Annotated in this window: 7 protein-coding genes; all 7 read left to right on the top strand. The window is 45.7% G+C overall.

Going from position 1 to position 13,854, the window contains the following annotated elements; genetic code table 11:
• Positions 1–125: 125 nt before the first annotated feature.
• Positions 126–2,978: a TIM-barrel domain-containing protein gene (locus BMX95_RS31330; RefSeq protein WP_081200760.1), complete on the top strand. Its 2,853-nt coding sequence runs from the start codon at positions 126–128 to the stop codon at positions 2,976–2,978.
• 26 nt (positions 2,979–3,004) lie between these two features.
• Positions 3,005–6,112: a SusC/RagA family TonB-linked outer membrane protein gene (locus BMX95_RS31325; RefSeq protein WP_081200761.1), complete on the top strand. Its 3,108-nt coding sequence runs from the start codon at positions 3,005–3,007 to the stop codon at positions 6,110–6,112.
• Positions 6,113–6,130: 18 nt separating this feature from the next.
• Positions 6,131–7,705 carry a RagB/SusD family nutrient uptake outer membrane protein gene (locus BMX95_RS31320; RefSeq protein ID WP_081200762.1) on the top strand — a complete coding sequence of 525 codons (1,575 nt, stop codon included), beginning with the start codon at positions 6,131–6,133 and terminating at the stop codon, positions 7,703–7,705.
• 32 nt (positions 7,706–7,737) lie between these two features.
• Complete coding sequence (locus BMX95_RS31315; protein ID WP_081200763.1) at positions 7,738–8,553, top strand: hypothetical protein; 816 nt, start codon at positions 7,738–7,740, stop codon at positions 8,551–8,553.
• Between the two features lie 595 nt (positions 8,554–9,148).
• On the top strand, positions 9,149–10,144 hold the full coding sequence (gene mgrA, locus BMX95_RS31310) for an L-glyceraldehyde 3-phosphate reductase (protein WP_081200764.1): 996 nt from the start codon (positions 9,149–9,151) through the stop codon (positions 10,142–10,144).
• A 376-nt stretch (positions 10,145–10,520) separates the two neighbouring features.
• A complete protein-coding gene (locus BMX95_RS31305) occupies positions 10,521–12,848 on the top strand; it encodes a glycoside hydrolase family 2 TIM barrel-domain containing protein (protein WP_081200765.1) in 2,328 nt (775 codons plus the stop codon).
• Positions 12,849–12,928: 80 nt separating this feature from the next.
• The gene (locus BMX95_RS31300; RefSeq protein WP_081200766.1) at positions 12,929–13,825 is read left to right on the top strand and encodes an aldo/keto reductase; all 897 of its coding nucleotides are present in this window, start codon (positions 12,929–12,931) and stop codon (positions 13,823–13,825) included.
• The last annotated feature ends 29 nt before the right edge of the window (positions 13,826–13,854 follow it).

Raw genomic sequence — 13,854 nt, 5'->3', positions numbered from 1 at the left:
TCTGCCCCAATTAACAAACCAACCCCTAATTAGTAACATTTGACTCCCCCCTCCGGATTGCTACCAGGCTAATTTTGAACCTACTATAAGATAGCGTTTAGCAATATTTCAAAAATTAGTGCTTCATGAAGACCCCATTTAAACGACTGCTTGTCGGTATTGTCGCCCTTGTGCTCATTGGTTTAATAGTAATAATATCATCCCAGCGACCCGCTTTCAACGACTATATCAGGTTGGAAGATGGCGTGATCGTAAAAGTTGAAAAACCCCGGGCCGGTGGGGCCGGTAACGTAAAACTGCAGGTGGTAAATGATAAGATCATTCATGTTACCGCCGCTGCCGGCGATTCCTTTGCCGCCGCCCCCAGTTTAATGACCGGTGATCAAAAAGGCCACCCCGAATGGAAACTGGAAGAACAGGGCGATCAGCTGGTGCTGCAAACAGCCAGTTTGCGGGCCATCGTTTCCCGGTTAACCGGACAGGTACAATTCACCGATCTGAAGGGAAAGGCTATCCTGAAAGAGACGGCTATAACGGGAAAGTCGTTTGTGGCAAAAGGCCTGGAAAACAGATCTACTTATACTATTACACAATCATTTGAATCACCGGTTGGCGAAGCCTGGTACGGACTGGGGCAACACCAGCAGGGATTGTTCAATTACCGCGGCACCCAGGTTTCGTTGTTGCAACAGAATACCGAAGTAGCCATTCCATTTATGGTATCGAACCGGAACTATGGACTGTTATGGGATAACTACTCTATTTCCCGGTTTGGTGATTGCCGCCCGTTTGAACCACTGCACAGCTTATCATTAACGGGAACGGATGGTGCTGCTGGTGTACTGACTGCCACTTATTTCTCCGGCAAAAAGCAGGACAGTGTCTTCCTGAAACGAGGGGAAAAGGAGATCGATTATGAATTTATTCAATCGTTACAAAAATTACCACAAGGGTTTCCCTTGCAAAAAGGCCGCGTTCAATGGGAAGGAAATGTATCCTCCGGTTTTTCGGGTGAGCATAGCTTTTTGTTTTCCTCAGGCGGTTATTTAAAATACTGGTTCAATGGCAAACTGCTGGTTGATAAATGGCGGCAATGCTGGAACCCCATCACTACATTGGTAAAGGTGGACCTGGAGAAGGGAAAACAATACCCGGTAAAAATAGAATGGGTTCCCGATGGCGGTGAATCTTATGTAGCTATGAAATGGCTAGGCCCTATTCCGGAGAACAATCGAAATACTTTTTCATTTTGGTCAGAGGCAGGAGATAATATCAATTACTACTTCGTTTATGGAAATAATATGGATGAAGTTATTTCCGGTTATCGGGAACTCACTGGTAATGCCACCATGCTGCCCAGATGGGCCCTGGGTTTCTGGCAAAGTCGGGAACGGTATAAAACCCAAAACGAATTGTTGTCGGTAGTAAAGGAATTCCGCGAAAGAAAGATCCCGCTCGATAATATTGTGCTCGACTGGTTTTACTGGAAACCCGATCAGTGGGGCAGTCATGAATTTGATGCCAGCCGTTTCCCCAATGCAGAAGCCATGATCAAAGACCTGCATGAAAAATACAATACACATTTCATGATCTCGGTATGGCCAAAGTTTTACACCGGTACAAAAAACTACGACCTGTTCAATGAAAAAGGATGGCTATACAAACAGAATGTATTGAACAACCAGAAAGACTGGGTAGGATATGTATCTACTTTTTACGATGCATACAATCCGCAGGCGCGGGAATTGTTCTGGAAACTGATGAACGAGAAATTGTACAGTAAAGGCGTGGATGCCTGGTGGATGGATGCTACCGAACCCGATATTTTATCAAATACCAGTATCGATGAAAGAAAAAAACTGATCGGGCCCGTGGCGCGGGGTTCATCAACCAGTTACTTCAACGACTTTGCCGTGGAAAACGCCAAAGGCGTTTATGAAGGGCAACGGCGCACCAATTCGCTTGACCGCGTATTTATATTGACCCGTTCTGCGTATGCCGGCTTACAAAAATATGGCGCCGTAACCTGGAGCGGTGATATTGGTGCCCGCTGGAACGATCTGCAGAACCAGGTAGCAGGCGGTATTAATTTTTCCCTCTCCGGTTTACCATACTGGACAACCGATATCGGTGGTTTTGCCGTTGAAAAACGGTTTGAAAAAGCAACCGGCAATGATCTCGATGAGTGGCGGGAGTTGATGACGCGCTGGTACCAGTTCGGGGCTTTTTGTCCCATCTTTCGCGTGCATGGCCAGTATCCTTACCGCGAAATCTTCAATGTAGCGCCGGCCAATCACCCCGCTTATAAAAGCATGTTGTATTACGATCAGTTGCGTTACCGGCTGATGCCATACATCTATACGCTGGCAGGACAGGTATACCATCATGATTATACGATGATGCGTGCACTGGTGATGGACTTTGCAGCCGATAAAGCAGTAGAGAATATAGGTGATCAATATATGTTTGGCCCTTCATTGCTGATAAATCCGGTGTATGAATACAAAGCCAGAAGCCGTTGGGTATATTTGCCTGCCGGTACCGGCTGGTATAATTTCTATACAGGTGCTTACCAGGCTGGTGGGCTGCGGATAAATGCAACTGCAGGCTATGAACAGATTCCCCTGTTTGTAAAAGAAGGCAGCATCATTCCCCTTGGGCCCGATATGCAGTACACCAGTGAAAAAACAGCCGACCCCATTACATTATATGTATACACAGGCAAAGACGCCACCTTCACTTTGTATGAAGACGAAGGCACCAATTACAATTATGAAAAGGGCTTTTTCACCAACATACCCATTACCTGGAACGAAGCCGCCAAAACACTGACCATTGGCAAACGCACAGGTAATTACGCCGGCATGTTGAATCAGCGCAGTTTTAATATCGTTTGGATAACACCAGCAAGACATGATAACAAGCCTGCTGCTACTGTAACCTACCTGGGCGAACAGGTAACAGTTACCGGGAAGTAATATTACTAATCGACTAATAATTGCATATGGAAAAAACCAAAACCAACAACCGATGGAAGTTACTGACCGGTACTTTTATTGGTCTGCTTATGCTGTGTAATTTGTTTTTGTTTATACCGGCCTTTGGGCAGGAAGCCCGGAAAGTGACCGGTACGGTCACCGATCCCGGTGGGCAGCCGGTGCCTTCAATAAACATAACCGTACAGGGTACCAGTAATGGTACCAGTACAGATGAAACCGGTCATTTCACCCTGATGGCAAAACACGGCGATGAATTGCTGGTATCCGGGATCGGGTTTCAGAAACAACGGATCAGGATCGGTGACGAAACTGTGCTCTCCATTAAACTGGTAGAGGCGGGTAATAATTTGAACGAAGTGATCGTGATAGGTTATGGCACCCAGAAGAAAGCCGAAGTAACCGGTGCTACAGCGCGCGTGAGTGGCGCTGACCTGGAAAAAACACACAGCACATTTGCCTTACAGGCTTTGCAGGGACAGGCGCCCGGGGTACAGGTGTTGTCCAACTCAGGTCAGCCCGGCGATGGGATCAAGATCAGGATCCGGGGGGTGGCCACCAATGGCAACAGCAGCCCCTTGTTTGTCGTAGATGGCATGCAGATCGACGACATCAACTTTTTAAATCCGGCCGATATTGAAAGCATAGACGTGTTGAAAGACGCCGCTTCAGCAGCCATTTATGGAACGCGTGGTGCCAATGGCGTGGTACTGATCACCACAAAGCGTGGCAAGAGCGGAAAGAAGATACTTACGTTCGATGCCTATTATGGCTGGCAGAACCCCTCCCGTAAAATGGATGTGTTGAATGCAAAAGAATATGCGCTTATTCAAAATGAATCCTGGTTAAACTCAGGTAAACCGCCCTATTACCAATATTCACAAGCGCAAATAGACAGCATGGGTGCGGGTACCGACTGGCAAAAAGAAGCGACCAACAAAAATGCAGCGATCCAGCAATACAACCTGGGCTTTTCAGGGGGGAACGATCTCTCGACCTTTGCCTCAGGATTATCTTATCAAAAACAGGAAGGCGTGGTGGGTTTGAAAGGAAGATCGTATTACGAGCGCATTGGGTTGCGGCTGAATTCAACTCATAAATTGTTCAAAGACATCCTGCGTTTTGGTGAGAACCTGAACTATGTTCATTCCAACCAACAAGGTATAGGCACGGGAAATATTTATGGTAACTCTATTCGCGGGCTGTTGAATACCAGCCCAACCTTCCCGGTATACCTGCCAGATGGAAGTTATGCCAAATCGAACACCACCTCTGAAGAGATGAACCCGATAGCCGCCATGGATTATTTAAACCAACGGAAAACGATTGCTGATCGCATAGTAGGTGATATGTACCTGGAGGCAACGATTGTAAAAGGCCTTACGTTTAAATCTGATTTTGGCCTTGACCTTACCTATTTTTCAACAAACACTTTTACGCCCGAATACGACCTGGCGGCAAATAACAAATCGGCCACCACAACAGGTGAAATGGGTTTGTACCGCAATATGGTCTGGAACTGGGACAACATCTTAACGTATCAGCATAGTTTCGGTGACCACAAACTAACGTTGATGGCCGGTGCTACTGCACAGGAGTACAATGGCTTTAATATCCTTGCCAGCAAACAGGACCTCTCTACACCTGATTTTGACCATGCCATTATTGATAATGGGGTAGAAGGCACCCAGAAAGCAAGCGGTGTGCGGGCTGAAAATGCACTGAACGGATACTTTGGCCGGGTCAATTATAATTATGGCGACAAATATTTATTATCGGCTATCCTGCGCCGCGATGGTTCCACCCGTTTTGGCACCAATAACCGATATGCCAACTTTCCCTCGTTCTCGGCAGGCTGGGTAGCCAGTCAGGAAGATTTCTTTCCAAAACCCAGCTGGCTGAGTTATTTAAAAGTGCGTGGCGGATGGGGACAGAACGGGAACGACCGCATAGGCGATTTCCGTTACCTGACCACACTCACTTCGGCCTACAATGGTTATTATTTTAATGGAATAAATGCAACCAGCCAAACGGTAGGCACCGCGCCGGATACCATACCCAACCCCGATCTGAAATGGGAAGCAACGGAACAGGCCAACATCGGGTTCGATGCAACGCTGTTCAACAAGCTGAACATTACATTCGACTGGTTCAATAAAACCACCAAAGGCTGGCTGGTACAGTCGAAGTTGCCCGACATAGTAGGTACAGGTGCACCTTACATCAATGGCGGTAATATTGTAAACAAGGGTGTTGAAATAGGAGTCAATTACCAAAGTAACTTTGGTGAAGTGCACGTGAACATAGGAGGTAATATCGCTTTCTTAAAAAATACGGTACGCGAGGTACCAAATGAAGAGCATATTATTCATGGCAGCAGCAATGTGCTTTCTTCCAACACCGAAGAATTTTACCGCATTCAAAATGGTTACCAGGTAGGTTATTTCTGGGGCTATCAAACAAACGGACTGTTTCAAACCCTGGAGGAGGTGAATAGCTATACCAGCAAAACGGGCAGGGTCATTCAACCCAAAGCACTGGCGGGTGATGTACGTTTTGTAGACCGCAATGGCGATGGCGAAATTACCCCGCTCGATAAAACCCAAATTGGTAATCCCATTCCCACCCATACCTATGGCTTCAATTTAAGCGCCTCCTATAAGGGGCTGGATGTTTCCTTATTATTTAGTGGAGTAGGAGGCAATGATATCGTGGATGGCACCCGCGCGCAGGATAAAAGTTATAACAACTACAGCACTCAGATACTGAACCGCTGGCATGGCGCAGGTACTTCCAATACCATCCCCCGGGTTACAACCGGCAGCGAAGACAACCGGAACTACAATAACTTTTCAGATCTGTATGTCCACAACGGCGCCTTTATGCGCTTACGGAGCCTGAACATTGGATACGATCTGAAAACCCATTTATTACGCAACCTGCCGTTACAGCAATTGCGGTTTTATGTAAACGGTACCAACCTGCTAACGTTCACCCATTATAAAGGCATCGATCCCGAAGTAGGATATGGTGCAGAAAGCTGGGCCTCAGGTATTGACCTGGGTTACTATCCACAGCCCCGGGTGATCTCAATAGGCGTGAGCGCAAAATTTTAATTAAACTAACTCAGTAATATGAAACAAGTATTATTTGCCGCGCTGCTGGTATCGCTGGGAACTGCCTGCAGTAAAAGCTTTTTAGAAAGAACACCGATAAACCGGCAGGTGGAATCGGATTTTTATAAAACACCCGAAGATGCATTTGAGGCATTGGTAGCTGCTTACAGTGTGTTGGATTATGATGGTTATGGCAATATCTGGCTGAGCTCAGAAATAGCTTCCGACGAATGTTTTGGCGGCGGTGGTATTGCGGATAATGGATTAACCCAATGGGATAACTTTATAACCTATACCGATCATAATGCGGCTGCCTGGAAAAAATACTATACCGGAATTTACCGCGCCAATGTATTTCTGAATAAGATAGACGGTGTTAAGTTTGGCGATTCCAGTTACCTGAAAGATAAATACACCGGTGAAGCCAAATTCTTACGGGCGTATTTTTATTTTGACCTGGTACGTATGTTTGGTGGTGTGCCCCTGCTTACCAAACCCATTGAAGACACCGATTTCAAAATACCGCAAACAACAGCTGACAGTGTATACCTGTTGATAGCTGCTGATCTGAAAGAAGCGATCAGTCTGTTAACACCAACGACCAAAAAATTCGGCGACATACCAGCCGGTGATTATGGCCGTATTACCAAATGGGCGGCTGAAGCACTGTTGGCAAGGGTGTACCTCTATTATACCGGTTACTACAACAAACCCGACCTGATGGGCCTGGTGAACAAACAGGATGTTACCAATGGCATTGAGGATGTTATTCAAAACAGCGGTCACAACCTGGTTGACAGTTTCCCCAAACTGTTCCGCTCTTCGGCAGGTACCGCCTTTGCCGGACAAAATAACAAGGAAGGCGTATTTGTAATTCAATATACCGACAAAGGCAAAAAGAACTGGAGCCAGCAAAATGGGAACCGCGTACAGGTAATGGTGGGGATCCGCAACCTGGCCCTCGGCCCCTATTACCAGGGCTGGGGCATAGCACCGGTGAATGAAAAATTATGGAATGCATACGAAGCAGATGATAACCGTAAAACAGCTACCGTCATTTCCATTGCCGATGAAAAACTGAACTTTCCTACAGCTACAACCGATCAGGTGCAATACACCGGTTACTACTGGAAAAAATTTACACCCATGGGTGGTCCCGAACGGCCTGATAACAATGGCGGCGATTTTCAGATAGACAATTTCGACAACTACCCTGTGATCCGTTATTCAGATGTGCTGTTGATGGGCGCCGAGTTGAACCTGTCGACCAACCTGGCAAAAGCACAAGACTATTACGACCGCATTCGCGACCGGGCCTTTTATAACAACACTTCCCATCGCAATGCCCTTACCAATGATGCAAACGGGATGAAGCTGATCATGAACGAACGCTGGCTGGAACTCGCATTGGAAGGACATCGATACTGGGACCTGTTACGCCAGGGCCTAACTGTTGCCAAACAGGCAATAGACAACAATACCAACGATCAGTTCAAAGTGACCTTCCGCGCCGAAACAAAAGGCTTGTTTGAAATTCCGCAAACACAGATTGGATTGTCGAATGGTACGGTTATACAAAATACCGGCTGGTAATACAGTTCATAAAAAACGCAAACTTGATTTACATGAGACGCATAAACATATTAATAACAATTGCCTTGTATATAAGCAGTTGTTCTCCAAGCGAAAAAAGAGCAGCATTGCCTGCAAAGCTCTCTACAGATGACCTGAAGTTCTCTGTAACCCAGCAACCCAATAAAGACAATATCGTTTATTTAAGCAGTTTCACGGCCAATGCCATTCCCAGCTGGACGTTTGAGGGTGGCAATTCGACCCTGGTAAATGATACTGTCATCTTTCCATTTTCAGGAGAGTACTATATAAAGTATGGTGCCAGCTCGGGCGGTGGTTTTGTAATGGGCGATTCGGTAAAAATAAAGGTAAGCCTGACAGATCTTTCTACTATAAAAGAGCAGGAATGGGGCTGGTTAACAAATGGCCAGTCAGGCAAAACCTGGGAGTTGGATACGCTGGCACCTATTGGCTGGTATGGCCTTGACTATGGCAAAACCAGTGGTCAGAACTGGGTATACCATCCTGATTATGCAAGTGCCACCTGGACAATGCCAATTTATAATTACGGCTCCATGACCTTCGACCTGGACAATGGTAAAAATTTCAAACGCATTTCACTTGATAAAACGGGCAGTGTGGCCAGCACCTGCAGTTGTAAATTTAATCTGGATCTCAAGAACGGCCAGCTAAAACTGGCAGGTTGTGATATGTTGTTTGGGGGGGATTATTTCTCACAGTCAACCAACTGGAGCACACTGAAGATCATTGAAATGAAAGAAAACTCCATGATCCTGGCGGTGGTGCGCGACCGGCCAAAACCGCCGGATGGCGTTTGTTATATTGGCTTTAAGTTCAGGCCCAAATGACGACAGTAAACATTCTACTACCCAGAAAAACACATTTTACTCCCCTCATATCTTATAGCAACAGGTATTTTAGCAACCTATTTATTAAGGGGTGCCTGATAACCCCCTTGTCTTTGAACGATTGCCAGCCATTGCCTTTTCCATTTCCAGGTTGTTCGGTAATACCAGGCAACCTGGAATTTTTATGTACGGTTCCGTAAAATATACGATATTGTTACGGCTGTTTCCCCGTATTTCCCGAAAACCACCTTATTCCTTGCAACGCAAACAGTTAGCAGCATAAAATACCTACGTGAACACAATAAATTGTTAAAAGAACAGTTGTTAGTTTGGCGAGTGGACATAATTAAATAAGGCTTGTTGCGTTTAAGCATTAGTATAGGTTAAACCAGGGGCGATCTTGTAGGGCCGAGTACTGTCTAAACCCCGGAGCTAAGTATTATTCTTACTTATACGTACTTAATTATTAGTAACACGCGTTATATATATTACGCATTGAATAATTTGGAATATGTGCAAAGACAATCAATGCCCCGTGGAATCAGGAACCAGCGAGCTTTCATCAATTTTCAAATTACATTAATCAATAACTGAGATGGCATATACCCCGTCTGCAACCCGTTATGATTCCATGACGTACAACCGGTGCGGTAATAGCGGTTTATTATTGCCGGCATTGTCGCTGGGGTTGTGGCATAATTTCGGAGGAGTAGACGATTTCAAAAATGCCCGCCGCATTGTTCGGCATGCATTTGACAAGGGCATCACCCATTTCGATCTGGCGAATAATTACGGGCCGCCGCCCGGTTCAGCCGAGGAGAATTTTGGCGCCATGTTGAAGAAAGATTTTTCAGGTTACCTGCGCGATGAGTTGATCATTTCATCAAAAGCAGGATACCTGATGTGGCCGGGGCCTTACGGTAATTGGGGATCGAGGAAATACCTGATGGCAAGCCTCGATCAAAGTTTGCAACGGATGCGATTGCCTTATGTCGACATTTTTTATTCGCACCGTCCAGACCCCGAAACACCGCTGGAAGAAACAATGATGGCCCTGCATGATATAGTAAAAAGTGGAAAGGCTTTGTATGCAGGCATCTCTAACTATCCGGCAGCAGAAGCAAAAAGAGCATTCGAGATCTTAAAGCAGGCAGGCACGCCCTGTCTTATACATCAGCCCAAATATTCGATGTTTGAGCGATGGGTAGAAGGCGGGTTGCTCGATGTACTGGAAGAATATGGTGTAGGTTGTATACCGTTTTCACCACTGGCCCAGGGACTATTGACCGATAGGTATTTAAAAGGTATTCCCGGTGATTCAAGAGCATCTAAAGAACATGGCTTTTTAAAGGCAAATGAAATAACGCCCGAAAAGATAGAGCGAATAAAAAAACTGAACGAGATAGCGAAACGCCGTAACCAGTCGCTGGCGCAAATGGCCTTAAGCTGGTTGCTGAAAGATAAGCGGATAACAACTGTATTGATCGGCGTAAGCTCAACGGAACAACTGGATAATAACCTTGCCTGTCTTGCCAACGGGCAGTTCTCATCTGCGGAGCTCAGTGAAATTGAATTGATATTGAAGGGATAAACGCAGTAATGAAAGTAAAATATATAGCAAAAAAGATAGGTAACATATAACAATAGTAAAAGGTTTTAGAACGCTTAGACAAAACAAAATTTAGTATTATATTGCACCGTTCGTAAAAGCTACCTATAGATTTTTCCTGTAATGCAATGTGTGCGTGGCTTTAATTGAAAAGGAACAGTACCATTTCTGTTCAATGTAAAGCAGAACCGCAAAACATATTACAGCTATAGGGAACCGTATAACCCCGCCAACCCAACAACCGCATGGAATAACCGCCAAGGTGTTCTCTTGCTGCTGGCAGGTTATATCGATCTGGTCAGTAGTTTTTACACGGGTCTGATATCTTATTTAGTAGCTACTTATCCATACACCTGAAATGAAAAAGACTATCCTGCATTTGTTGATCATGCATGGGATTTTAACCCAGGCGCTAGCACAGGGAAGTGCAACCTCCCAACACTTAGGGGCCGCGAATGACCACTCCACGCTGTGGGGCGCTTATTCAGCGAATGAACGTGCTGATAATAATATTAAGACTAAGATCCCGCTGCCAGGTTTACTGGGTCAACAGGGACTTGGTAGCACCGCCGGCCACATTAATGCATTCGAATCTTATATAGAGCGGGTAACTATTGATGCCAAAGCATCCGGCGATTTTGAGATGCAGGTGTACAGTAGGGGCCTTCAACCCAATGAGACCATCGAATTGCAGGTATTTGATCCTACCGGTAAAGCGTTGGCCGATCCTTCTCAGGTAACTGCTACAGAAACTGCCACCATCAAGAAGCAGTTCGCCATGATCAGAACATGGAACCCTGAGAATCCCCACATGTATCAAATCGTATTGACATTAAAAGACGCCACTGGACAAGTAATTTACACTTTCTTCAAAAAATTCGGTTTCAGATCTGTTGAGTCAAAACCTGATGGTATCTATGTAAATGGCACAAAGGTGATCTTTAAAGGGATGAACTGTCGCAGCGCCAACCTGGGCAACTACAGAACATCTGAAGAAGCTTACCTGGCCGACATCAATACCATGAAGGACCTGAACATGAACGCTGTCCGTTTATCGTACTACCCGGTAGATCCTTTATACTTCGACCTGTGCGATTCTCTTGGTCTGTTTGTGATCAGTGAATTGCCTGGTTCTGATAAAAGAATGGTGAAAGACATCGTGTACAGTGGTTTGAACCACCCTTCAGTTATCTGTTGGTCAACTGGCCCGGATCTCGCCGCCAATAAAGAGCTGGATAAGGAATTTGCTACTTACGACGTACAAAGCCGCTATGTTATACATCCGATAAATAAAGATAAAAAGAGTTCTGACTTCAATTCAGTTGCCAACTCTATCTTATACGGTACTGAAGCATTCACCCCGGTAGAGATCGGTAACGGTATCTTCAATGGTGGCCGTGCCGCCGGTTTGGATGAATTCTGGACAGAAATGAGCAAGTCGAATAAATTCTCAGGTAGCTTCCTGGCTACTTACCGCGACGACAATGGCATTGAATCTGCCAGCGGTTTCGATCCAAAATCGAAAGAGAAATGGGCAAGCTATTATGCCATTAAAGAAATATGGTCGCCGCTGGCTTTCAATATCAGTCAGCTCCCCACCAACTGGAATGGCGTTATCACTATAGAGAACAAATTCCTGTATACCAACCTGAGCAGATTGAAGTTCAGCTGGAAACTGGTATTGTTCCCTAAAGCAACCCAAAAAACGTTGGACCCCCTGATCGTTGAACAGGGAACAATTGCCTCACCATACACCGGACCTGGTGAAAAAGCTGATCTGAAATTCAGCTTCCAGAACCAGTTCACTGTATGTGACGCCCTGCAACTGACTGTACTGGATTCACGCGATAAAGAAGTATATACCTACACTTTCCAGATCCGCAAACCTGTGGATGTGGTAGCAACCAGCCCTGAAGTATCTTCTATCTCTACGATCATGCGTACAGAAGAAGCCGACTTCCTGTCACTGGTGTGCGATGGTATCAACTATATCTTCGATAAAAAGACCGGTAACATCACAAAAGTATATGTAGGTAAACGTGACCTTGCTTTTACCGGTCCTTTCCTGGCTGGTGTTCACAATGGTTATACCATGGCCGATTTCAAACACCTGGTAAAAGATAACATCCACACCGTGGAGGTTACCTATAAAGGCGAAAACACGCTGTGGGTAAAATGGACATTCCACACAGGCGACCTGCCCCGGATGGAATACCAATACTCTATGAAACCTGTTGGTGAATTATTAGGTATCACCTTCAAATATCCTGAAGAGAAGATCACCGGTATGAAGTGGATGGGCCGCGGACCTTTCCAGGTTTGGAAAAACCGTCAGAAAGGACAACAGATCGGTGTGTGGGAAAGATCGAACAAATCGAATGTAAACAATGCCGAATACAAAGGATATCATGCTGATGTTTACTGGGTACAATACCAGACAAACATGGGTAACTTCACCCTGTATACCGATCAGCAGAACATCTACCTGCAATTGTTCAACCCATTGAAACAGGGTGCCCTGTTGAACGAGTTTGCTGCAGCGCCGTTCCCTGACAATGGTAACATCAGCTTTATGCACCAGATCAGTGGTTTGAGCACCAAACCTGCTGAAAACGCTGGTAACAAAAGCCTGAAAAGCGCCAATGACCAGTTAGGCGGCAGCATCTATTTCGATTTCAGATGGTAATATAATACTACTAAAAAATACCCCCAAGAGTGGTCCTGATAGCATCGGGACCACTTTTATTTTATACCTACCTTTAACCCATGGAATACGTACAATTAGGAAAATCAGACATGCGCGTAAGCCGCATTGCTTTTGGTTGTATGTCATTGGGTGAGGAGGATACTGCCAATGAAAAGATCTTATACCGGGCACTTGACCTTGGCATCAACTTCTTCGATACTGCCGATCTGTACGCAAAGGGCATGAATGAGGTATCTGTAGGTAAAGCGTTCAAACGCTACCGCGATAAAGTATACATCGCTACCAAAGTGGGCAATCAATGGCGCGCCGATGGCAGCGGGTGGGACTGGAACCCGCGTAAAGAATATATTCTGACCGAGGTAGAAAAGAGTTTACAGCGGTTGCAAATTGATTACATTGATCTGTACCAGTTGCATGGCGGTACCATCGACGATAACATAGATGAAAGCATTGAAGCATTTGAGCTGTTGAAGCAACAGGGCAAGATCAGGTATTATGGCATTTCATCCATTCGCCCCAATGTGATCCGGGAATACATAAAACGCTCGAACATCGTAAGCGTTATGATGCAATACAGTTTGTTAGACCGCCGGCCGGAAGAGACCTGTTTATCATTGTTGCATGAAAACAATATTGGTGTGCTGGCCCGTGGCGCTGTGGCACAGGGATTACTGGTAAACAAACCACCGAAGCCATACCTGAATTACACCCCCCAGGAAGTTGAAAAAGCGGCAGCGGCCATAAACGCCCTGTCGCGTAACCAGCGCAATACCGCCCAAACCGCTTTACGATACGTATTACATCACCCGGCCATTACCACCGCCGTAGCAGGCATAAGAACCATGCAGCAACTGGAAGAAGCTGTAGCCACGTTTAAAACACCCCTGCTTACTAACCAGGATATCACTACCTTACAACATGCCGTTGTGGCCAATAAGTATGAGCAGCATAGATAGAGGGCAATGGGCAATGGGAGAAAGGCAGT

The sequence above is a fragment of the Niastella yeongjuensis genome (genome assembly GCF_900110245.1).
GTDB lineage: Bacteria > Bacteroidota > Bacteroidia > Chitinophagales > Chitinophagaceae > Niastella > Niastella yeongjuensis.
Note: the sequence above shows the minus strand (reverse complement) of the source record. Positions and strands in the feature narration are given on the sequence as shown.